Source organism: Leptolyngbya sp. BC1307, assembly GCF_002286735.1.
GTDB lineage: Bacteria > Cyanobacteriota > Cyanobacteriia > Phormidesmidales > Phormidesmidaceae > Phormidesmis.
This window is the reverse complement of the sequence record NZ_NRTA01000051.1, coordinates 1-22,122: the sequence shown is the minus strand read 5'-3', so window position 1 is coordinate 22,122 and position 22,122 is coordinate 1. Positions and strand designations below refer to the sequence as shown.

Sequence of the window (22,122 nt, the reverse complement as noted above, 5' to 3'; positions counted from 1 at the left end):
AGACTCTGGCTTAGCGCTAGACTCATTCGTCTCTTCGACTGTACCTCCACCCGCCTACGCTCTGTCATTTTATCGCCTACCCTCTTGACATTTAATAGCCAGCTTCCCTCCAAACTTTTGCCCTCTACGGCCAGCGCTTTGGCGGCATTGAACCCCACTTCAAAGACTACAAATCGGCGGCTTTCGATATCCTGCGCTCTCATTTACGCGATGCCCAAGCGCTTACTTGTTTGATTATGTTGCTTGACTGTGCCGCCCTCATTGCCCTGATACTCGGCTTTATGACGATGCAATCGGGTCAACGTAATCGCTTGGACTGGCACCAGCATAGAGGCTTTAGTTTCCTCCAACTGGGCTTGCGTGAACTTGCTAGCCTCTGCTATCAAAGATTGCGCCTGCCCATCCTGTCACCCTTACCTTATTGCAATCCGCCGCCTGCTTGTGCTTCAGTCCGTAAGCAGCAAATCTGGGACGAGCGCATTGAGTTTTCTCGGGTAACTAGATTCTCAGCTTGAGACTGCTTTGAGTTTTCTGCACCACTAAGCGTTTGAAGAGTCGTTAACGTGAAGTGGTGAAATCAGGCTGATACACCACGGCCAAAAGGCTAAGGATAAGAGCTTGGCATCTGCCGAGGTGACCAAGAACCACCCTCTCTAAACCCGGCTCAGAGTAGGACTCTAAGTACAGCAACAATCGGATATCGTTAGTGTCTGTAAGTTTTCGCCACCATTTCCAGTCAGCAATTGCGGTGTATCAGAAAGGAAAGCCTTTAAGGGATAGCCTTTCATGAAAAACAGAGACCGCGAAGCGCAAATAGTGCGAATCCAATCGACGAGCTTCCAACCGGAATTATACTCTAGACGCTTGATATATGGACATTCTTGAAGGATTGAAAGTTTAAGGATAACAATTTTTTCAAAGCCTTTTTGTGAGTAGTATCAGCCTGTTCTAGGCAGGTTTGAATAGCATCCTTGAAACTGTCAAAATCAGCGTAGTACTTGGAATACAAGCATTCATTTCTGACAAACTTCCACAGCCGCTCAATCAAATTCAAATGCGGTGAATAAGACGGTAGGTATAACAGCTCAATGTTCAGTGCCTCAGCGAGGGCAAAGACCACCCGACATTTCTGATAGCGAGCATTGTCTAGCACAACTGTAATGGGCACCTCTAAGTTAAGCGCTGTTAGCTTCAATAGCAGATGGCAGATGCTTTGAGCATTGATGTAGCTTTCGTTAGTGACGATGATAACCTCTTTGCTAATAGCGTTGAGCGCACCTAAGACATTGAAGCGCCTGCGGCCTGAAGGCGAAGGAATGAAGACCCCTGGCCGAGATACGTGTAATTTCCTATCACATCGGGCTGAAAGCTTTGATATGAGCGGCTTATAGATTTTAGGTTTTGGGTAGTACAGGCGATTGAGGGCTGAAGCCACGGTTTGCAGGTACAGAGTAGAACTAAGACTCTGTAGCAGCGCCATCAAGGCAACTGTAAAATCAACTGAGATGCTTCTACAGCAGATTTTCTAGGGCTTGTTTAGCGACGGACTCTGCCCGCCTAGACGTTACCTTCTGATAGCGCAAAGTCGTTTGAATATTTTCATGGCCCATCAGCGCTCTCAACTCTTCAATCCCCATCATGCCGACGCGCTCAGTGGCAAAGGTATGCCGTAAATCATGCAACCTGGTTCCGTTGAGATCAGGGCACGGCGCAATCAGCTTATCCCAGCACTGATGGACACGCCGATAGCTAATACGAGAGACTTCTAACGAAAGCGGCTGTTGAGCCGTAAAGAGCGCGGTGCTAGTAGGATGCCGCCCATCGCGAATGTATTCGGCGAGTGCAGTAGAGGTATCTGGCGAGAAAAAGCACCAGCGTTGTTTATTGCCCTTTCCTAGCACCTGAAATCGTTGTTCTTCAAAGTCAACATTATCAAGGTCTAACTGCAACACTTCTGAGATGCGAGCACCGCTACGATGCAACAAGCTAACGATTGCCGTCATTCGAGTATCCAGTTCGACTGCCTGATACAGACACTTGATCTGAGGCTCTGTAAGATAGCGAATCGTATCATCAGACCTATGCTCACCCTGCTGCGGGTTAGGCTTTGGCTGCTTCAGTCTGACAATCGGATTGGCTTTTAAATAGCCTTGCTCAACGGCAAAGTTAAACAATGCCTGCACCGTAGCCTGATGCTTTCGCCGGGTCGTATAGGCGAGATCCGTCAGGCTCTGTAAGTACTCGACGACTTCACACCGCTCCAACAGATTGATGGGCCAACTGCCGTACGCTGAGAGAAAGGGCATGAGGGTAGACTCATAGGCTTTAAGCGTCCCTTTTGCTAGCCCTGGGCGCTGTAGGAATTGAGTCGCTACGGTCGCTAATGTAGGAGATGGCATTAAGACAATCTGAAGGTATCGAGAGTCGCTTCTATCGGCTTTACGATAGCACTATTAGATGTGTCTGAAGGTGAACTTTATTGTCTACTGTGAACGCTCACCAGCTCCCCAAAGCCCAAGAATCCCTGGCTGATTATGTGAACCGCCAGCGAGAAGCCCTCGGTTTAAGCCGTATAGCCCTCGCTGAGCGAGCAGGCATCCATAAGCAAAGCCTTGGCAAAATTGAACGTGGCCAAACGCAAACATTGAATCGGCGTACCCTCAGCAGCCTGTCTCTAGCGCTTCAGGTACCGATAGATTATCTAGAAGCCGTCACCCGAGGTCAAGCAGGCACGCTCGGCCCGTCGCTCAAGTTTTGCCCGCAGTGCTGGCAAGCAGGCACCGCGCCCGATCCGATATGGACAGATGCGCGCTCCCAGTATTGCTTCATGTGCGGCAGCTCTTTGCAGGACGCCTGCGAAGCCTGCGGAGAGCCACTGCACTCGTTGACCTTTCGGTTTTGCCCTCACTGCGGTCAGCCCTACAAAAAGAGCAACCGTCCTCCTGCAACCTAGTTTTGCCCACGTCTGTCGTGAAGTGCCCTCTATCCTGCCATGACTGCCATCAACCGTACGGCTTATCCATACTTCAAGCCGACACCCAGCCCAGAAGAACTCGCAGCGCTATACACGCCTACCGCTGCGGAATTAGAATTGGCTTACTCAAAGGTACGCCTTGCGCCGAGCCGTTTGAGCTTTTTGGTACTGTTAAAATCCTTCCAGCGGCTGGGCTACTTTCCCCATCCTGAAGTGATTCCCGATGCAGTCATCACTCACATCCGTAATTTTCTAAATCTCAAAGATTCAATTTTAGCGATCGCCCCTGAGGCTTCCCGCTATCGTTACTACCGGCTCATCCGCCAGTATCTCAAAGTCAAGCCCTACAGCAGCGTCGCCAAGCAGGTAGCTGTGAAGGCGATTGAAGCCGCCGTTGGCGTGATGGATCATCCGACTGACTTGATCAACGTAGCGGTTGAAACGCTGGTTAAAGAAAGCTACGAGCTGCCTGCTTTTGGTACGCTCGAACGACTGGCTAAGCACCTGCGGACAATCAATCACACGGAGATATATCGGCAAGTCTCAAGCCAGTTGAACCAGGCAGAGCGCGACTACTTGGACGGGTTGATTGCACGGTCTGACACTGATGTGCAGGCAATGCTCAATCGGCTCAAGGCCGCGCCGAAGAGCGAGAAGCTGACCCACCTAGTGCAACTACAGCAGACCTTTGATGAGCTAATGTCATTTGGCGATGCGCAGCGCTTGCTGAAGGGCGTTAATTTGCTTAAGCTCAAGCATCTATCCGCCTATGCCAAGACACTAGATATTGCCGAATTTAAAGACATCAACGTGGCCAAACGGCGAACACTGTTGCTGTGCTTGCTCTACCGGGCGCAGGTAAAGATCCGAGACCACCTGGTTGAGATGTTTCTCAAGCGGATGAAAAAGATTGACGCGAGTGCCCGCAGGCGGCTGGTTGAACTCAGAGAGAAGCATCTGGCTCGGACAGAGCGGTTACTGGGACTCTTCAGCCAAACGCTGAGTGTCGCCCAGACTGAGACTGAGCCGGTGTCGTACCAGCAATCGATGCAAACGCTACTGACCGCAGAGGGGGGAGCCGATGCACTCTTAGTCGAATGTGAAGAAGTCAGAGCTTATAATTCTGCGAATCATTTGTCGCTGATGTGGCGGTTCTATTCCCCCTTTCGACGGCGACTGTTTGACCTGGTGCGCCTACTCGATATTCAGTCAGCCAGTGAGGATTCAACGCTGATGGAGGCGCTGGCGCTGGTCTTAGCCCATCAGCACAAGCGGCGTAAGCACCTGCCAGCAGAAATCGATTTGAGTTTTATGAGTGCCGCGTGGCGTCAGCTAGCGGTCGCCTCCGTGGACGGCCAGCAAAAGCTAGTCCGACAGCATCTGGAGGTCTGCGTCTTTGCGGCGTTGGCCGTGGCGTTGAAGACGGGTGACGCCTATGTCGCGGGCTCAGAAGAGTATGCCGATTTCAGGGCGCAGCTATTGCCTTGGGAGGAGTGCGAGCAATCAGTGGCAGAGTACTGTGAGCAGCTGGGCATTCCGGCGACGGCTGACGGATTCGTTGAGCACCTACAAGTAACGCTGACAGAGCGATCTGCTGAGGTAGATAGCAAACTGCAAGGTGACGACCAGATTTCCTTTGATGAGGAGGGCGACCCCGTTCTTAAGAAGGTGCCCGCCGCGCCTATTCCAAAGGATACCGATGCATTTGCTGCTGCCTTAGATGAACAGATGCCCGAGCGCACGGTGCTCGATATCTTATGCAACGTTGAGCACTGGCTGAACTGGACAAGGCATCTTGGGCCGCTTTCAGGCTCCGAGCCAAAAATTGCGGACGCACCAGAGCGCTATATTTTGACGGCCTTTGCCTATGGCTGCAATTTGGGGCCGACTCAAACGGCGCGGCATGTGCGGGGGCATACGACCTATCACCAGCTTTCGTACATCAATCGGCGGCACGTTAGCGCGGATACCTTACAGCGGGCGATCTGCGACATCATCAACGCCTTCCATCGATTGGACTTGCCCAAGTGCTGGGGCACGGGTGAGAAAGCCGCCGCCGATGGCAGTAAGTTTGAAACCTACGAGAATAATCTACTCTCGGAGTACCACATTCGCTATCAGGGCTATGGCGGCATTGCCTATCATCATGTCTCTGACCAGTATGTGGCGCTGTTCACTCACTTCATTAGCTGCGGGGTGTGGGAAGCGGTTTACATTCTCGATGGCCTGATTAAAAATAAGTCAGATATTCAGCCGGGTATCCTTCATGCCGATACGCAAGGTCAGTCTTCTCCCGTGTTTGGCCTCTCTTACCTGCTGGGTATTGACCTCAGACCGCGCATTCGCAACTGGAGCGATCTCAAACTACTCAAACCAACGGCGAGTAGTGCCTACGAGTTCATTGAGCCATTGTTCAAGGGCGTAGCTGACTGGGCGCTGATTAAGAGGCATTGGAAGGACTTGATGCGGGTGATGCTTTCCGTCAAAGCCGGGAAGTTGATGCCTTCTACACTGCTCAAAAAACTTAACAGTTACGGCGGGAAGAACCGCTTATACAAGGCTTTTCAAGCGCTGGGCAATGTCACTCGTACGCTGTTCCTTTTGCGCTATGTTTCTGAGCCAGAGCTGCGGCAGGAAACCACCGCTTGCACCAATAAAGTGGAACAGTTTCATCAGTTTGTTGACTGGGTGTTCTTTGCCAAAGCTGGGCTGATTACGGACAATGACCCATTGGAGCAGGAGAAGCGACTGCACTATCTTGATTTGGTGGCCAATGCCATTATTTTGCAGAACACGGTCGATCTCTCCCAGGCAATTCAGACCGTTAGCGATCAAGGCTTTCCGATTACGCCTGAGCTGCTCGCGGGCCTCAGTCCTTATCTCACCAGCAAGATCAAGCGCTATGGCGATTACATCCTGGATTTATTGACCAAACCCTTGCCGCTAGAGGAGATCCTCGCCATACCCTTCAAGTTCTCATCCTTGCAAACGGCAGAGTAGTACACCGGCTAAAGGCTTGCTATGTAATCGGTGTGGCCCGATGTGATAGGAAATTACACGTATCTCGGTCAGGGGTCACTCAGGGCCTGCGCTGATGTTGCAGTCTGACTCATCTTCAAGCTGTGCGGCGGCAAGTGCCCATTGCGGGTCTTGCATCTGCGCTATCAGATCCTGAGCGGCCCGAAGGTCTGCTGCGGTAGGGGTGGGCTGAGAAGTCATCTGCCTGATTGGGGTCTAGGGGGATACTCGAAATAGACAAGCGGCGCTTCGTCTGCGTCAATCACTTCATCGAGGTCTGGGTTCAGACGCATCATATTGAGATGCTCGTAGAACCGAACCCTTCTGCCTCTGGCAGCGAGTGCAGCCCGATACAGCCTGCATACCCTAACTCTAAACTACGAACTCTAGAATATTGCAGCAGCGTTCTACCAACGGTTCTAAATCGCGGCGGCGACTGTACGCGCTGCCGGTTCCAGGGCGCTGTTGACAGCATCACAACATACACCAACCGGCGGCCTGGAAAGAATTGAGAACGATGCCACTGTGTTTCTAGCGCCATTAGCCCTTGAGTTTCGCCTTCGCATTCAACCGCGTAGCCTTCGTAGTTGTCGCGCGTCTCTGATAGCCGCTGCTTGAAGTGCCAGTCCCAGTACTTATCTTCTTGGGACGCTTGCGCCAGTGGGTCTTGCCAGCGAACTACAAAATCTTCTACATGCTTTGATGTCAAACTCAGCAAGGTAGCGGAAACGGCTTGATTGTTCGTCCCTCGCCGCAGCTCAACTGAAAGTTTCACACTGGCACCGCGCTGAATCACTCCTCCACAGTTTACTAGGCGACGGATTCTGGAACTAGCCTCTGCCTGTCCTAGAGATTTTTTCCCAATTCATTACATCCCTCAAAAGCATCCTGAGGTCGCTGTTAGGAGGCTATTCGTGCGAAACCCTACACGGAATGCTGATGATTCAGCAGTAATATCAACTTCAGGAGACCATTGCATAAAGGCTGTCGGCTCAATCAGACGAACGTTGAGCAGACGCCTCAGTAGCGCTCCTCACTGATTAAAACAGACCAGCAATCAGCTTAAGCCACCTGTCTCATTTACCAAAAATCTCTCTACAGTGGAAGAAATCTGCTGGCTGCTGCGCACCTATGGTTGACCAGGACGACTATGCCTATCCGGTCTCGGCACTACTCAGTCACGGCCCCCTTAAAGCTGCTGACACAGACGAGTGGTTTGATTATGTCGGCCATTACGGATTTAACAACGACGATCTGCCGCAGCTCATCAGCCTCGCCAGTGAAACCGATCTAGATCCAAGTAACCCAAGCGAGTGCTGTGCGCCTGTTCATGCCTGTCGAGCGCTCGGACAACTGGGAGACGCTGCTGCCGATATCTACCTGGTTAAACTGCTAGACGACCACAAAAATCTGATGCTGGTAGAGACCGTGCTGACCGTGCTCTGTATGCTAGGGCCAGGTAGCATCAGGGTGCTTAAGCAATACTCTGAGTGGCCGGAGCCCAGTCAGGAGAGTCTGGTATTGGTCGCACTCGGCTGGTTCCTCATAGCCCAGCATTATCCTCAGTATCGAGATGAGTGTGTCCAGTGCCTGATTGAGATGCTCTCGGAGTATTTAGAGCAGACGCCTGGACTCAACGGCTTTATTATCCATAACCTCGTTCAGTTACAGGCAAAGGAAGCGAGTGCAGTGATAGAGCAGGCATTCCAAGCAGGTCGGGTTGACGAGGACATCAATGGGGCGTGGCCTGCTGTACAAGTGCAGTTGAGCCTCGTCGATAAAGCTAACTTTATGGCAGAAGAGCGGTTGAACATCTCAGACAGTAGCTAGGGCGATCACTTTATCCCAGCAAGCGATCGCACCTTTGAACGACTATCTAAGCAAGACTACATCGTAAAGCTGTACGGAGGGCTTTCTTTGTGGGTGGTTCATTTTATTTTCTTCACAAATTGGTGATAGGCTTCGTTTAGTTCACCCATGACCATTGTTCAGATATGGCTTCGCTCAGACAGCAGCTATCTACACTCGCTATTCAGCTCGAACAGTTGCGCGATGCGATTCCAGTTGATCAGGCTACGACTGCCGTGACGCTCGAACAGCACAGCCCTGGCAACGGCAGTGTCTATACCCGGCTGAGATCGCCCAAGGGCAAGGCGCTGTCTAATGGCAAGCGGACGATGAGCTTAGATGCCAAAGGTGCAGCGGAATGGGAGCAGAAGATCTATGCTCGCAATCAGCAGGCTAAGGTAGCCCAGTGTTTAGCGCTCGTTCAGCAAGCTGCTGCTGTAGCGGGGGCGATCACCTGGGACTTTGAGGAAGAGGCGCAGGTGGTGAATCAATCTGAAAGCTTCACCAGCGGGCAGACTGAATCCATCGCACCACGGGCGGTGACGACGCGGCCAGCGATCAAATACGTGTTCAAGGATGCCAAGGGAGCCACGCCGATCAACCGCAAGGTTCATGCGATCGCCGAGCAGGAACCCGACTATGGCCGTTGGCACTCACCAGCACTTTGCGGCGAGCGACCTAGAGCGGGCACTTGGGGCTGGTGTACCTGCGACCCGGCTAAGCTGAGCTGTCCCCAGTGCTCTAAGAAGGTAAAGGTATTGCAGCCCTAACTGCCCTGCTGCGCGGTCAGGGCTGTAAACGAAGAAACAGCTAGGGTTCATCTGCGGAGGCTACACAAATTTTCAACCGGCTGGTGGAGATAAAAGAAGGGGAGTTGTCCCCTTCACGTTAGGCTTTTCGTAGTCCACAGCCTCCACACAGCTTAATAGACGATGCGGCAGAGACCGTCTTCATCTAGAAGGAAGACGGCACATTCCAAATTCTGACGGTTGCGTTTTCTGAGGGAATCGCTAAAGTTTGAGCAGCCTTTATTCCCATTTGGCATGAGCACCTTTCACAATGACTGGTATCAGCAGCGCTACGGCGACGCCCAAAGGTCCAAACAACATCGACAGGACAGTGAGCGAGTACGGGCTGACTATGCCGAGTTGGACGAGCGGAGAAAAAAAGGCCGCACCTCTCGCAAAAAACCTATCTAATCTAGGCCGCGATACAGTGACGAGATCGCAAACTCTAAGCCAATGCTTTCTAGCACAACGAGATCGCCTGCTTTATAAGTCACCGTCTCCCAAACATTTTCAGAAACACGGCGGCGGCACTCGACCTGTTGAATCTGCTGTGAAATTAAAACGTACTCTTCTAACGAATCGATTTGCTGATAGTCATCAAATTTATCGCCGACATCGAAAGCTTGCGTACTTGAAGAGAGCACTTCAGCCACTAGCTTGGGGTATCGCTTGATGTATCGGTCATCACGGTCGCGGCGATCGCAAGTGACAAACGCATCAGGATAGTAGTACAGCTGATCTTGATAGTTGACCTTGACATTGCCAGAATAGAACCGACATTCGGAAGAGTCTCCAAAGTGATTGTCAATTATCCTGAGAAAATTAAACGCAATTCGGTCGTGATTATCCGTTCCACCTGCCATCGCATAGACTAAGCCGCGCCGATATTCGTGACGAATTGAACTATGGCGTTCAATGCTGAGATATTCCTCAGGGCTGATATAGTGCGGGACGGCAATCATCTGTTTGTGGTTAAGAAGCTCCTCTTCGTTGGCTTTATTGTAGTGTTTGCCGGATGAATGAGATCGCAGCCAAAGCCACGTAGAAAACTGAGAGTAGCGCCAGCAGGTAGGGCAGCAGCCAAGCAACGAAAGACAGCAGCCACACAGAAATTGCGACCGTCAGCGGAATGACGACAGCGGCGGCCAGAAAATGAGCGGGCGGCGGGCGCTGAGTGGTCGTAGCGACGAAGTGAACCAGGCTGGCAATGGGATAGCGAGCGAGCGGTGGTAGTCGGTTTATCAGTTGGCGAATCATGCGGCTGCTCCCTTTTCTGACTGGGCGATCGCCCGCTTCGGCGACCATGGCCAGTTTGTACCGTTCAAAAAGCGCTTCCCTGCTCATAATGCTTACCTGTCTAGTTGTTTGAGTCGCAGCTGATGCACCCGATTGAGCACTTCATCGGCATAGTCTTTGATGCTGGGGTAGCTGCCACCACCGTAAGTCTGTGGCGTCGCATCGTCGGCCTTCTCCGCTTGCCCGCTGTACCAGGCAGCGGCGGTGCGCCGAATCGCCTCATCCTCAGACTTACCCGCGGCTATCTGCTCATCGTGAATTTTGGAGAGCCGATGATTGATGATTTGGGTCTGCGCTTCTGGGTCGGCTAGAAACTGCTCGGGTGTCAGGTCGCGGCCCAGTGCCTCAAAATCCCAGCCGTTGCCAGTACCGCCTAAGTTCTCAGGCATCACCTGTCCCAAACCCAACGCCCCACTATCGGGATTGACGACAGCGTGAGCGCCCGCACTCTCCTGAGTGATAATGGCGTTCCTCAAGCTGTCGATGCGGGTCAGGTTAGCGTTGGGCGCACGACCGGTCAGCGCCCAGAGCAAGTAGGCTTTTTGCGGATGCTGATGCTTGCCGGTAGCCCGGTCGCGCTGCCGCCAGTCAAGGTGAGGCGCACCAATGCCAGACGATCCGGTCTTGGCGATCTCACTTCCCGCATCATGGACACCCGTTCTGCACGACCCCGGACTCAGATGCAGCGCTTGAAACCGCAAGTCAGGGAAACTGTCGGGCTCAATCTCGGCGACCCAGCCACCGCCGTCCGGGTCTTGCCAGCAGCGCACCTTCACCTTCGTACCGGGAGCGCCAATGGCCTTCAGCTGAGTGCCCTCGGGGGTCGCTAAGTCCACGCCTTTGTGATCGGCGCTGGCCCCAGTGGGGAGTCCTGCGGTATCTCGCAGGCCGTAACCAGAGGTGACCTTGTAACCGGCTATCTCCTCCTCCTGCTGCACTGGCGCGGCAAAGTCGGGGCTGATGAATACAGCAGCGCGATTGAGTCCTCTAGCTTGGGAGATCGCACTATCCAGGGCAGCGTTGAGCTGAGGGACGACCACCGGGGAGAATAGCGACAGGGAGATCGCCACACAAACCGCGTCAAATAATTGACTTCTCACCTTACGGCGCTGAAGCAGTCGGTAGCGCAAGTCAGGCGACAGCTCCTCGAAAGCAGGCGCGGTCGCATCGGCAGGAATCTGAAGTTTGGGCAGTGCTTTAGCGACTGAGGGTTGCATTTTCAATCACACCTGTTTTGTCTACCGTCACGTCGAGCGATAGCCCTGAGTTGAGCAGCCAGCGATAAGACCCATCGGCTATCTGGCAGGCGGGTGAGCCCAATGACTGCACTGCAAGGACTGATGTCTTTCCTTCCAAGCTGTCTCTCAGGGCAGCTTGGGCGTCGGTAATCGTGGATGCCGCAGCTGCTTGCCCCTGGCAGAGGCGGAGACGGGCGTCGTCTGGGTTAACGGTGTCGGCTGCACTCAGGCGATCGCTCAGAGCATTGGCCGCAAACCGGGCATAGAAAATCGGGTTTGGGAACTTGCCCCAGCCCGGTGCGGCCAGGTCAGCGGCCAAAATGAGCGTGGCCACAGGCACCAGGGCGAGCGGTCGTAGTCTGTGTCTGGCCCTTCTCATCCCTGTTCACCCCTGTCAAGTAAGCTCAGCTGCCGAGTCTCGTTGAACCAACAGCGAAAACATTCCTGGTGAATCACCCCGCCAATCCCCCAGACGACTAGCACCCGGTTGTCATTGCAGCCAGGGCAATGACAAGCATCCGCTTCGGCCCAGCTTCCACCTATCGGCCCAGCGACGCCCCAGCGAACAGCGCCGGGAAATTCACTTTGCAGAGTGCGTTCTTCACCCGCCCGCACCGCTAGCTGCTGCCGACTCACTGGCTCACCCCATCGACGCGCACCGAGCGGATCACCGGCTCAGATTTAATCGGCTCACGTTTCACGCTGTCTTCGCCCAGCATCAAGTCATGCGCATCTCCGGCCAGGCTCTGCGAGGTCGGCACTAGCAGGGCGGCAATGTTGCAGCCAAGAATGGCCGGGTTCCACAGGTCGCCAGTGCAGCGCCGCACGTCGCCGCGTAGGAAGTTGAGGGCAAAGCTGCCGCCGAAGGTCACCCCGTAGATGATCGCCACCGTGCCGATAACCGTCTTGAAGGCATGGTGGCGGTAAGCCGATAGGTAGGCTCTCCAGAGCATGAACACAGACCAGTCATCGGAGCGGGGGGTAATTTGGAAAACCGGGTTCCGACTGCCGCTAGCGTCGAAGTAGCCGCCATCACCGATCGATGAGCGCGGGCCACGGGCAGGTCGCGTGATTAGCTGCGGTACTGGCTGAGTGGTGAGGGCAGTCGTGTTGACGATCTCACCGTCGTAGATGTCGGCATTTTGAGAAGTACGTCTAGGCATCTTGTTTAATCCTCTGTTGTTTCGATGTATCGCTTGATCATTTCTAGGGCGGCTTTGCCCTGCCTGTACTTATGGCCCGTACAACCGAGCACCTCCTTAACTACGTGGGTATCGGACTTTTCTGTTCTCAGGTCATCCATCGCAGCCAGAATGTCGCAAACCGCTAGGTCTAAGTCCAGATCGGCCATGATGTAGCCACGTAGGTCTTTAGCGGCTACAAGCCTGACTGTACGCATGGTTTGGTCGTTAGCATCCTGGGTTTCAGAGTGGTTTTTAGGTGGTTTAGGTTTAGTTTCTGGAACTATTTGAAACTTGCCTAAACCACCTTCTAAACCGTCCAACAACTCGTTGGATGGGGCATAGATCTCGGGGAAAAGCTCACTCAGAATGGCCGGGTCAAACCAGCGCGGCAACGAGATCGGCTGATTGATGGGGTTGTTCTTTTCGTCTACGTCTAGCCCCTCTATAGCCCCCTTGCCGGTCGGTATCATGCGGCCAACGTGGGTCGCCTTTGAGCCTAAGTTGAGCTGGGCCATATCGTCTTTCAGGCGAGCTTCCCCAGCCTCACCGCCCAGCGCTTTGAGCGTGTCGTTGTGAGCCACGATGGTGATGTATTCGGTACAGGCCCGAGCTTTGCTAGTGACCTGAGAGAGAAAGCCTCCGAGCTGTCTCTCGTCAACGTGACCCTTGTAAGTGGTCACCTCGTCATAGATGCTGCTCACCTCATTGGCGGCAACAGAATCAGCGAAGCGTTTATACATATCGGAGATCGCACCGCCGATTTCACTCCAGTTATCGCGAGCGCCTTTTAGCTGCCAGTGCTGCTGCCACGCGCCCTCAGATAGCTTTAGGTGAGCGTTAGGGTCAGTGACGACTGTGAGCCGAATAGCAGGGTTGAGCATTTCGCGGGTAATGCCTAGCGCAGCGGCAAAACTGCTCTTAGCGCTACCAGGCCGACCGATGACTAGCAGCACTGGCCAGTGCAGCAGTCGCAGAATCCAGCCGCCCTCATGCGCTATCAGGGCATCTCTAAACAGCGCTCTGCGAGTCTCCAGGTCGAACTGCTGAGCCAGCAAGGAGAACGCTACGTCTTGAGTCCAGAAGTCGGCGAGCGTGTCACCAGCAATAGTCGGTGGCGCTGCCTGTTGTCGAGCAGGAGGAGAGACGCGATCAGCCACTACCGGGCGATAGGCCATTGGCTCGGGAGCTGCTTCCTCATTCCCCGTCAGCGTCCAGACTGCCGATCCGATACTGGCCAGCAGCAGCAGTGCCAACAGCCCTCTGTTGGATTGCTCGGTGTGGATGGTGACGTGCTCACCGCTGGCAAAGCCCACCAGGGAATCGGCGCTGGTCACTTCCCTGGCAGGGCTGAACAGGGCTATGACCAGGGCGACCGCGCCGATACAACCTGTGATAGTGGCTTTAGTCTCAAACATAGCGCTCATCCTGCGGCACTACTGGGGCACGGTCAGCTCTGCTGCCTTGGCTTCGGCACTCGCCGCTGCATTCTGCTCGTAGCCTTTGACCAGGTTATCGATGGCGACCTGGGTAAGGGCGTGTTCGGGCTCGCTGCTGTAGGTGTGAGCGGCACGGGCATATTCCACCACCAGCGCTCGGTCGGTAGCCCGCAGCAGGCCGTCGTAGTCACCGGCAGCGCGGGCTGTCTCTAGCTGAGCGATCGCCTCCTGCTGAAACCGATTGAGCGGGCAAACGAGGCTCTGCATGAAGCAGGCGCTGGTCTTGTCGTCAATTTGCTTTTGCGCTTCGGTCAGAAAGCGCTCGGCTTTCGTCTCTAGCAGCTGCTCACGATAGGTTTCGAGCTGAGCAACCGATTGATTCTTCAGCGCCGCTAGATTGCGCTCTGATCCCGTTAGGATGCTGTCTGTGTCAATCGGCAGCTCTTCTTGTTTGGTGACGGTGGCTGTACTTCCAGGGGCAAAGACTTTCAGGCTGGCAGTGCCGACTGAGAGCAACAGCAGAGCGGCGAGGCCACTGTAGAACAGCGGCTTCTCTCGGTACAGGCGCTGGAGCTTGGAGAGTCGGACTATCTTTTGCTGGGGCCGCTGGTATTCAATGCCAAGCGGGTTGTCGGGCAAACGGTCTTTTACTTCTGTCGTCATAGCGGTAGATGGGGGCGCAGCTGCACCTCGAATTATTTACTGAAGAGTTAGCGGGTTGAAGGCTGGAATGGCTAGGCGCTCAGATAGGCAGCGGTGTGAGCTGGGTCTGTTTCCTCTACGATTTCGTAGCCTGCGAGCCATGACGCCCAGTTGTCAGCGCTGATAGAGACTTGAATGCTCAGGTAGTTGGCAAACTGAGCGGCATTCTCAGGCGTCAGGTCTAGCAGGTCTCTGAAGAAGTCGGCTCGCTCTGAGCGGTCGATGACGGCTTCACGGCGATCTACCAGACCCAAGGCGTTGATGTCCAGGTCGTTGTCTGGGTCGCGGCAGATGGTGAGCTGCACTGTGTTTGGCATAATGATGTGATTCCTTCAATGGTTTGTAGTGATTCGGTCGGGGATAGAGGCGGCGCTGAGGGCTTCACTTTCAGCGCTGTCTCGTTTTTTCTTGTAGAACACAGCCGCTGCCTACCAGTCACTGACGGCGGCGGCGCTCTGGTAGGGATCTGGAAAATTCTGTGGCATCGGTGCAGCTGCGGGGATGGCCGTTTGGTTAGGAGTGGCCCCATACGGGCAAACGGTCTGCAACAAAATGGCGTTGGCAACATCTGCGACCGTCAGGCCATCCCGCTCTGCCCACTCCTTGAGCTTTGGGTAGACGCTGCCGTTCACCGTCACCCGGCGCTCTGAGCTATTCGGCATCGGCACCCATCCTCCGTGCGAACTCCAATAAGCCTTGGCTCTCTAGCTGCTGTGGATTTGCTGCCTGCGCGTAGTCGCTGGGCAGGTGAGCCATTAGCCCTGGCAACTTTGCACCGCCGCCGCACACCACCTTGACCGCTGACTTATCGAGAATGTCGCCAGCCTTGGCCCGAATCTCGCTGAGCTGAGAGCTGATCCACTGCGGCAGCAGCTCGTCGTAGATAGTGCGGAAATCCTTCTGCCCGTAACCACCGACTCGATAGGTCTGGGCTTCAACGCCGAGACGAATAGCGTCGTCGGTTGGAGCAATGCCACCACTCTCTGCGGCGACGGCGGCGGCGATGCTGCCGTACAGCGACATCACGCCAGGAGTGGTCTGCGCAAATCCAGCCACTGCACCGTCAGCGTCCAGGCCCACAACTGAGCAATTGCCACCGCCAAAGTCCAGAGCGGCAAAGCTGGGAACGGGCTGTGAAGACCGCTGCATCTTCAGCTCCCGCATTCGGGTCGCTGCGCCCAGTCCTTCTGGCAGGAAGGTAATTTGATTGATCGAGAACTCCCTGCGCTGACCGTTGACTAGAACGACATGCGAGTTCTCTAACGGCTCTATCAGGGGGCGCATCTGGCTGGTCGGCAATGAGACGGCCAGATTGACGACGGTTCCATTTTCGACAGCGTGGGCGATCGCGAGCAGGGCATAGCGGGCATACAGTTCGCCTTTGAGCCCATGCCCGAGCGTTTGCACACCGTTGTAGGTGTCCAGGTTTTCGCCCACTGCCAGCTTGCCGCTGAAGATATTAGTGGCGATCTCCTCGCCCAGCAGCAGTGAATCAGTGCCTGAAACCAGGTCTGGGTGGTAGCTCAGAGACTGCGAACGAATCACATAGTCCCTCTGAGCCGTGGAGAGCTTGATGGCGTGGTTGCCAACGGCCAGTCCAACCGCTGCTGTCCGGTCTCTGCCGATAGGGGAAACAGTAGTGTCTGGCGATGAAACGGTGTTAAGGCTTTGTAACATAGTGGTTTGACCCTCTTTTAGGGGTCTGAGCGGCGCGAATGGCTATGGATAGCAGGGGTGTGAGGCGGGATATCTAGACCATTGCTATCCGTCTTGAAATATGTATAACATACAAATAGCATATTAAAATATGCCAAAAAGCATTTCAATGTATGCCGATTGCGTAGATATGCATCGAATACCCCTTATGGAATAGGATTGAGCATAGTTATGAATGCCGAAGAGATGCCAAAACGCACTACGATACGAGTACCTGACACCCTAGTGGCCGAGATAGAACGATGGGCCAAAGCTAGAGGACAAGGGTTTGCTACGATCTGTGCACTTGCAGTCGAGAAAGGAGTACAGCAAGCTAGAGAGTCAGGCGAAATCCCACCGGAAGAGCCACTTGCGAAATCATCGGAAAAAGAGGCTAGTTAATGTCACGCACGGCAGCGGACGCGATGTATGAGGCACAGCGATTACATCAAGACAACACTAATAAAACTCTCGATGCCAATACCGAAGCAATCCAAAAGATAGGTATAAAGATCGATAAACTTGTTACTGGGATAGATGCTCAAAGCCAAAGCATTGACCGACTCGAAAGAGCGGTTAGTAGCCTTGTGACTGGCATTGAGGGCCAGTGGAAAACAGTGGCTAACATGGTGGCGCAGCAGTCTGAATTCCTAGCTCTGGCTAAACAGCAGACAGCCATAATCGACCGGCTGACTACAGTGAGGACAGCGTAATGAATAGCTCAAGAAGCCCAGACACCGAAAAACGGTTTAAACCCAAAGGTCTAAACCGTTTTTCAGCAAGCTAATCCTGAAGCCTTCAAAATCTAATAACTGTAACTTCTTGGCGGGAGAGACCAGTTATTGATTTTCCAGAAAGCGCAACAGGGCTCAAAACGCTCGGGGGAACCGGACGTGTTATGGATATGTTACCCGATTTCAATGCTATACGACAGAAATCCTGCGATTGCGGAGCATTCCTAAAAGGAAGACGCACTGATCTGCCTTCTGTAAAACTCAGATCAAGCCAGTCTTCAGACCAATCACAAAGTTTTCAATCATTTGAGACAGCGCACGATAGCGAGGTCATATCCGAGAGAAGGACCATAGACTCTCTTGTAGAGAATTGCGCTTTTACTCGCATCTCACGCCTTACGGGTTATCGCGTGCGCACATGCATGCTGAATTGCACTAATTGCTGCTACGACTTTTGGATACAGCAGACAAAGATGTGCAACACATCCTTATTCGACACAGAGGTAAGGTCGCCACGGGCTCCCCCTAAAGGGAAGAGCCGCTCGCCGTAGTTTTTTTTTGTAGTCAGCCTCTACCTTGTTGGCCTGCACAACCGCTGAATAACCACACAGCAGCTAATGGTGTTATCGCCAAAGCCTTTCAATCAGCCGGTTTCTTATCCAGTTTTTAGCGGATTAATAACTCGCTCACGCCACGCTCTAGCAAACTAGCCGTTTCGCGTGAATAAGCGTAAAATCCCTACTTAGATTTACTGATGCGTTCAGGTGTACTGATGAGCCCCTAAAAGCTAAAAACCCCCCGTCCTGACAAGACGAAGGGTTCTTAATTGATATTTGACCACCAGATGGGACGACACTAACGACTTAGGTTTGGCGACCGAGTTAGTCCGTTCACAGAGCTTTCATGTGCAATTTTAAGGGATAGATTGCTTTTTCGGCAACCTGCTCCGATAAAAATTTCTAATGTCTCTCTACCTGGTGGTTTGCGCGAACGATGCAAATCTACACGAGAGACCCATGGCCACTGTTTTCAAGAAACAGCGGTCAGAGTATGTCCAGGAAGCTGACAATGCCTTCCTGGATCTCTGGCCGCATCGCTACGACTATCTATATGCGCCCCACCCCGACCCCGGCACAAAACCTGACTGGCAAACCCAATCCAGTCATCCCCTAGCCGACCGGCTGATCCTGCAAGGCTCCTATCTGTATGGGGTGCGCTTTGGCTCTACGACCCACTACGGACTGCTCGATATTGACGCAGGCAGTCCCTACCACCCCCGCCGCGACCCACTGGCATTAGCACGAATCACGGCGGCACTAGAACCGCTGGGCCTGGTCGAGCATCTCTGTATCACCAGTTCAGATAGTGGGGGTCTACATCTATACTTTCCCTTCGATGAAGCACTGTCATCCTGGCGGCTAGCGGTCGCCCTGTCGGCACTGCTGGAGAATGCCGGGTTCAAGATTTTTCCCGGTTGGCTGGAGGTCTTCCCCAATCCCAAGCCCTTCACCACTGATGGCAGCATCAGCCTTTACAACGGCCACCGGCTACCGCTTCAGCAGGGTTCCTATCTGCTCAATCAAGACCTCACCCCCGTCGCAGCCACTGAGCAGACCTTTGTTCACCACTGGCAGAGAGCATCGGCGCGAAACGTCATTGATGCGGTGACGCTCAAGCAGACTATTCGGCAGGCCAAGCGCAAGACCTATCGGGTTACAGGCAAAGCTGAGAAGTTCATCAACGACCTCCATGCCGATATCGAACCGGGCTGGAGTGGGTCGGGGCAGACCAACTTCATTCTGGGCCGCATTACGCTACGCTCCTATATCTTTGGCCATGTCCTCTATGCAGCAGCACCGCTCACTGGCGAGGCCCTCATCAAGGACATTGTCCGCATCGCCAGGGCGTTGCCAGGGTATACCGACTTCTGCGGCCACCAGCGCGACATCGAGGACAGGGCTCGTGACTGGGCGCAGTGTATTGAGAGCAGTCACTACTTTCACTATGGTAATGGCCATTCAACCGCTACCAGCACGACCCTGACCTGGAACCAGCGGCAGCAGGAGAAGGCACGCGATCGGATTCGGGCAGCTGCGCTCGATCTCTTTCGTGACAATCAGTGGCCAGAAGGCATCACGGCTCGTTTCGATGTGCTCTGTGCCGCTGGTATCTCAGGCAGTACCCTCTATCGGCATCAGGATTTGTGGCATCCGCTGCATCTAGCAGTACCGCAAGCGCTAAGGGAGTCATGGGCAGGGGCGGCAGAGCCTGTGGAAAACCCCCCAGACCCCCCGACTTCTACTTCCGGGGTCGTAGGCGCTAGCGCTGGGGGCGCATCTCCTACACCCTCGGGCTCAAGCTTATTAGTGGGGGATGACTGTAACCCTTTATCTGACAGGGCTTCTGGCTCTCTTTCAGCCTCAGAAAATGGGGGCGCTGAAGGGGGGGGGCGTAATTTGGGCGACCACGCTGCTGACTACTTGCTGTCTAATGAGGCGTTTGCACCGCCGCCCCGTCAGCTCATTCTCGATATTCAACAGATGTTGCAGGAAACCCGTGAGAATCAGGCGGCACAGCGGCAGGCTAATGGCGGTGATGAGCTAAGATCGCAGCAGAATGGCGTTCAGGCCGACAGGATTGCTCAGCTCTATGCCTGGGCGGGTTCCGATGATCCCATTCTGAAGGCGGAAGCTTTGCAGCAGCTGAGCAGGCTGGGGCTGGACGGCTCGTAAGTGGTACAGGTCAGCTGTGACTGGGCGATCGCCAAAAACTTAGGTGAGCACGGCCAGACTCAAAACTACAATTAGGAGCAGTGAGATTCTGAAGCCGGAGAGTGAGCCGGTGTAGTTTGGCGATCTCGTTAAACCCGCCATCTGTGCGACCAAGACTTATTCGGTGCAGGAGATAGCGATCAACCCAGGTGATCAGCTCAAGCGTCATCGTTTCGCCTTGAGTTGGGCGGACAGCAGTACCTGGACTATGCGCTGGTGAGCACGACCTACAGCAGTCAGGGCAAGACCGCCGACCAAGTGCTGGCTGACATTGACAGCACGTTGAGTAAGGAAGGTTTGTATGTAGCGGTATCCCGCGCCAAATCCGATCTGAAGCTATACACCGCTGATAAGCCGCTGCTCTATAAACGGGCCGGGCGCTCAGCCGCCAAAGAGAACCCGAGTGATTACCTAACCCTATTTGAGATGGTGAACCCCAACGCCCAATATGAGAAAGCCGCCGCCGATACCCGAGAGGTACGAGGTGCAGATCAATCCGAACGCATTGGCGAGATCTCGCTGGAAAGTGCCTTGAAGTCAGCTACGAGGCCGCTATACGAAGAGATCGGGCAGCTGCGGCAGGAGGTGAGCAGCTTGAGAGAACAGCAGCGAGCCTTGGTCGAGGAGTTCGAGCAGATGCAGCGCAATCACACCGAGCAGCTACAGATGCTAGCGGCGAGCTTACGGCAGTCACTGGCCGACGACATCAGCGATTAGAGCTATCAGGCAAGCGCCGCCGTCGCCGTCAGGTGTATGAGAAGTATGCAGCGAGGTTTGTGGGTAAGGGCGCTTATGAGTGCGATCAGCTGGTGGTGAGGCAGATGCTGGGCGAGCTACTGGCAGAGAGCGGCAGACAGTCATTGAGCGAGCAGGAAGTGCTAAAGGTGGGTGCAGTGCTCCTGCAAGGGCCGGTAGCTCAGAAGCTGAAGCGGACGGAGGGGAAAGAGGCTGGGCTAAAGTATGCCGGTGAAGTGCTGGCGAAGGCGCGGAGGATTGTCGAGCAAGCGCGGCAGGCTGAGCAGTCACAGCGCCCTAGCCACGATCAAGGAATGGAGCGGTGAGACCATATCTTCAGATGCAGAGTCTTAGTTATACTCTGTAGCTGTAAACCGTGGCTTCAGCCACTCAAAGCACTGTACTACCCCAGAAACTCAGATCTGAACCCCTTCTGTATCAAGGCTTACAGCCCGATGTGATAGGAAATTACACGTATCTCGGCCAGGGGTTTATAACTCAACGCCCTTGTGATAGAACTTCTCTGCTGTAATTTTCAATCAGATGATTTATGAGCAGAGGCAAATTAATTGATGCGGTAGCCGCTAAAGCTGAGGTTTCCCCAAAAGATGCCGATGCCACTGTAACTACCGCAGCTACCGCTCTTGAGACGATCGCGGAGACTGTCGCTGGTGGCGAGGAGGTTTTCCTAGCTGGCTTCGGCAGCTTCGAGCCTCACGCACACTGTCTAAAAGTCTTTTCGGCACCCTGTGCGGCATTCAATTACATAGAATGTCGGTTGGGAAATATTTATCTTTACTTTGTCTAAAATCTACCTTTCTAACTAAGTCTCAGACTAATGGTGCTTCCCTGTAGGCAGTGAGCAGCCTACAATGTTGTCGAATCCCAGTCAGCCATTCAATAGGAGATTGCCGATGACAGAGGTTAGCACTCGCCTTTACTGGTTGTTCCAGTCACTTCTTGCTTTTGTGCCCTATTTGCTGGGAGGTCTGTTGGCGGGCGCGATCGCTCTAGCAATAGGTGTTTTCCTCGCCCGCTTCCTCCTATGGGACTGGTTGCTACCGCTTGAAGAGTCATGCTTATTGACGCTCAAAGGGTGGGCTAATCCGACCCTGGATCGCTACATGACAGCTCTAACTTGGCTAGCTCAGGGCGAAATTACCCTTCCTATACTCGTTGCGACCGGAGGAATTCTGGTTTACCGCCACGAAGCGATCGCAGCCTTGGTTCTGGCGATCGGGCTGGGTGGTTCCTGGCTGCTCAACGGCATTTTCAAGTCTCTCTTTCGACGAGAGCGACCCAACCTGTGGGCATCTTCTAAGCGTCCGATGGATTACAGTTATCCTAGCGGCCACGCCATGAGTGCAATTTCCTTCTATGGTCTGTTGGCGGCTAACCTAACGCAGTGTCTAAGTATTCCTTTAGGCATCACTGCTACCCTGGCAACTGGATTAACCCTAGGTGTGGGCTTTAGTCGGGTATATTTGGGTGTGCATTGGCCAACAGATGTCTTAAGTGGATGGATTGCTGGCGGCATTTGGCTGGGAGCGTGTCTGTACGGACTGATTCAGATCGGTGGGATTTGAACTGAAATTAATAGGCAACTTATTAGGTGACAGTGGGTATAGGCGAGTGACGACAGCGGGGTAGTCGGGTAATCAGGATCTCATCAGGCAGCGTAGAGTGCAGTCAAAGCCAAGATC

26 protein-coding genes and 1 pseudogene are annotated in these 22,122 nt (G+C 53.9%); 11 read left to right on the top strand and 16 right to left on the bottom strand.

Annotated elements, in window-relative coordinates:
* The 3 genes and pseudogenes from CKL79_RS23545 to CKL79_RS19055 form a co-directional block, all read right to left on the bottom strand.
* Window positions 1–203: hypothetical protein (locus CKL79_RS23545; RefSeq protein WP_205879148.1), on the bottom strand; the 203-nt coding region annotated here is incomplete at its 3' end.
* 653 nt (window positions 204–856) lie between these two features.
* A pseudogene (locus CKL79_RS19060) lies at window positions 857–1,324 on the bottom strand (IS630 family transposase); the annotation flags it as partial.
* 187 nt (window positions 1,325–1,511) lie between these two features.
* Window positions 1,512–2,399, bottom strand: a complete 888-nt coding sequence (locus tag CKL79_RS19055; protein WP_121971147.1) for a tyrosine-type recombinase/integrase — start codon at window positions 2,397–2,399, stop codon at window positions 1,512–1,514.
* A gap of 89 nt (window positions 2,400–2,488) precedes the next feature.
* Between CKL79_RS19055 and CKL79_RS19050 the strand changes: the two genes are divergently transcribed.
* Both CKL79_RS19050 and CKL79_RS19045 read left to right on the top strand, forming a co-directional pair.
* Window positions 2,489–2,953, top strand: coding sequence for a helix-turn-helix domain-containing protein (locus CKL79_RS19050; RefSeq protein ID WP_121971146.1), 465 nt, complete (start codon window positions 2,489–2,491; stop codon window positions 2,951–2,953).
* A gap of 39 nt (window positions 2,954–2,992) precedes the next feature.
* Complete coding sequence (locus CKL79_RS19045) at window positions 2,993–5,974, top strand: Tn3 family transposase (RefSeq protein ID WP_121971145.1); 2,982 nt, start codon at window positions 2,993–2,995, stop codon at window positions 5,972–5,974.
* Between the two features lie 75 nt (window positions 5,975–6,049).
* On the opposite strand, the gene CKL79_RS23280 is transcribed toward CKL79_RS19045, so the two are convergent.
* Together CKL79_RS23280 and CKL79_RS19040 are read right to left on the bottom strand one after the other, a co-directional pair.
* Window positions 6,050–6,193 carry a hypothetical protein gene (locus CKL79_RS23280; protein ID WP_170944119.1) on the bottom strand — a complete coding sequence of 48 codons (144 nt, stop codon included), beginning with the start codon at window positions 6,191–6,193 and terminating at the stop codon, window positions 6,050–6,052.
* 91 nt (window positions 6,194–6,284) lie between these two features.
* Entirely contained in the window at window positions 6,285–6,767 is a 483-nt protein-coding gene (locus tag CKL79_RS19040; RefSeq protein ID WP_240518969.1) for a hypothetical protein, read from the bottom strand.
* Between the two features lie 356 nt (window positions 6,768–7,123).
* Here CKL79_RS19040 and CKL79_RS19035 point away from each other — a divergent pair, with 356 nt between their 5' ends.
* The 3 genes from CKL79_RS19035 to CKL79_RS23275 all read left to right on the top strand — a co-directional run bounded on the left by CKL79_RS19035 (window position 7,124) and on the right by CKL79_RS23275 (window position 9,039).
* The gene (locus CKL79_RS19035) at window positions 7,124–7,822 is read left to right on the top strand and encodes a hypothetical protein (RefSeq protein ID WP_121971144.1); all 699 of its coding nucleotides are present in this window, start codon (window positions 7,124–7,126) and stop codon (window positions 7,820–7,822) included.
* A gap of 164 nt (window positions 7,823–7,986) precedes the next feature.
* Window positions 7,987–8,610 (top strand): hypothetical protein, encoded by a 624-nt coding sequence (locus tag CKL79_RS19030; protein ID WP_121971143.1) that lies wholly within the window; start codon window positions 7,987–7,989, stop codon window positions 8,608–8,610.
* A gap of 273 nt (window positions 8,611–8,883) precedes the next feature.
* Window positions 8,884–9,039, top strand: coding sequence for a hypothetical protein (locus CKL79_RS23275; protein ID WP_170944118.1), 156 nt, complete (start codon window positions 8,884–8,886; stop codon window positions 9,037–9,039).
* Here CKL79_RS23275 and CKL79_RS19025 read toward each other — a convergent pair.
* The 11 genes from CKL79_RS19025 to CKL79_RS18975 form a co-directional block, all read right to left on the bottom strand.
* Entirely contained in the window at window positions 9,036–9,590 is a 555-nt protein-coding gene (locus CKL79_RS19025; protein ID WP_121971142.1) for a Uma2 family endonuclease, read from the bottom strand. The genes CKL79_RS23275 and CKL79_RS19025 overlap by 4 nt on opposite strands.
* Before the next feature lie 34 nt (window positions 9,591–9,624).
* The gene (locus tag CKL79_RS19020; RefSeq protein WP_121971141.1) at window positions 9,625–9,972 is read right to left on the bottom strand and encodes a hypothetical protein; all 348 of its coding nucleotides are present in this window, start codon (window positions 9,970–9,972) and stop codon (window positions 9,625–9,627) included.
* Window positions 9,973–9,977: 5 nt separating this feature from the next.
* Window positions 9,978–11,141, bottom strand: a complete 1,164-nt coding sequence (locus tag CKL79_RS19015) for a hypothetical protein (RefSeq protein WP_121971140.1) — start codon at window positions 11,139–11,141, stop codon at window positions 9,978–9,980.
* A complete protein-coding gene (locus CKL79_RS19010; protein WP_141242246.1) occupies window positions 11,122–11,496 on the bottom strand; it encodes a hypothetical protein in 375 nt (124 codons plus the stop codon). Before CKL79_RS19010 ends, CKL79_RS19015 begins: the two co-directional genes overlap by 20 nt.
* 41 nt (window positions 11,497–11,537) lie before the next feature.
* Window positions 11,538–11,798 carry a hypothetical protein gene (locus CKL79_RS19005; protein WP_121971138.1) on the bottom strand — a complete coding sequence of 87 codons (261 nt, stop codon included), beginning with the start codon at window positions 11,796–11,798 and terminating at the stop codon, window positions 11,538–11,540.
* Entirely contained in the window at window positions 11,795–12,325 is a 531-nt protein-coding gene (locus CKL79_RS19000) for a hypothetical protein (RefSeq protein ID WP_121971137.1), read from the bottom strand. The genes CKL79_RS19005 and CKL79_RS19000 overlap by 4 nt, the downstream gene beginning before the upstream one ends.
* 5 nt (window positions 12,326–12,330) lie before the next feature.
* A complete protein-coding gene (locus tag CKL79_RS18995) occupies window positions 12,331–13,761 on the bottom strand; it encodes a hypothetical protein (RefSeq protein ID WP_141242245.1) in 1,431 nt (476 codons plus the stop codon).
* Window positions 13,762–13,779: 18 nt separating this feature from the next.
* Window positions 13,780–14,445: a hypothetical protein gene (locus CKL79_RS18990; protein WP_121971135.1), complete on the bottom strand. Its 666-nt coding sequence runs from the start codon at window positions 14,443–14,445 to the stop codon at window positions 13,780–13,782.
* 71 nt (window positions 14,446–14,516) lie between these two features.
* Entirely contained in the window at window positions 14,517–14,801 is a 285-nt protein-coding gene (locus CKL79_RS18985) for a hypothetical protein (protein ID WP_121971134.1), read from the bottom strand.
* Window positions 14,802–14,912: 111 nt separating this feature from the next.
* The gene (locus tag CKL79_RS18980; RefSeq protein WP_121971133.1) at window positions 14,913–15,146 is read right to left on the bottom strand and encodes a hypothetical protein; all 234 of its coding nucleotides are present in this window, start codon (window positions 15,144–15,146) and stop codon (window positions 14,913–14,915) included.
* A complete protein-coding gene (locus CKL79_RS18975; protein WP_121971132.1) occupies window positions 15,136–16,161 on the bottom strand; it encodes a hypothetical protein in 1,026 nt (341 codons plus the stop codon). Before CKL79_RS18975 ends, CKL79_RS18980 begins: the two co-directional genes overlap by 11 nt.
* A 419-nt stretch (window positions 16,162–16,580) precedes the next feature.
* On the opposite strand from CKL79_RS18975, the gene CKL79_RS18965 reads away from it, so the two are divergent.
* From CKL79_RS18965 to CKL79_RS18940, 6 genes are all read left to right on the top strand, one after another.
* Window positions 16,581–16,892, top strand: coding sequence for a hypothetical protein (locus tag CKL79_RS18965; protein ID WP_121971130.1), 312 nt, complete (start codon window positions 16,581–16,583; stop codon window positions 16,890–16,892).
* 1,037 nt (window positions 16,893–17,929) lie between these two features.
* Window positions 17,930–19,645: a hypothetical protein gene (locus CKL79_RS18960; RefSeq protein WP_121971129.1), complete on the top strand. Its 1,716-nt coding sequence runs from the start codon at window positions 17,930–17,932 to the stop codon at window positions 19,643–19,645.
* Between the two features lie 222 nt (window positions 19,646–19,867).
* Window positions 19,868–20,401 carry a hypothetical protein gene (locus tag CKL79_RS18955; protein WP_121971128.1) on the top strand — a complete coding sequence of 178 codons (534 nt, stop codon included), beginning with the start codon at window positions 19,868–19,870 and terminating at the stop codon, window positions 20,399–20,401.
* Between the two features lie 59 nt (window positions 20,402–20,460).
* The gene (locus CKL79_RS18950; RefSeq protein ID WP_141242244.1) at window positions 20,461–20,745 is read left to right on the top strand and encodes a hypothetical protein; all 285 of its coding nucleotides are present in this window, start codon (window positions 20,461–20,463) and stop codon (window positions 20,743–20,745) included.
* Between the two features lie 224 nt (window positions 20,746–20,969).
* A complete protein-coding gene (locus tag CKL79_RS24440) occupies window positions 20,970–21,227 on the top strand; it encodes an HU family DNA-binding protein (protein WP_121971126.1) in 258 nt (85 codons plus the stop codon).
* A 106-nt stretch (window positions 21,228–21,333) separates the two neighbouring features.
* Window positions 21,334–22,005, top strand: a complete 672-nt coding sequence (locus CKL79_RS18940) for a phosphatase PAP2 family protein (protein WP_170944117.1) — start codon at window positions 21,334–21,336, stop codon at window positions 22,003–22,005.
* The last annotated feature ends 117 nt before the right edge of the window (window positions 22,006–22,122 follow it).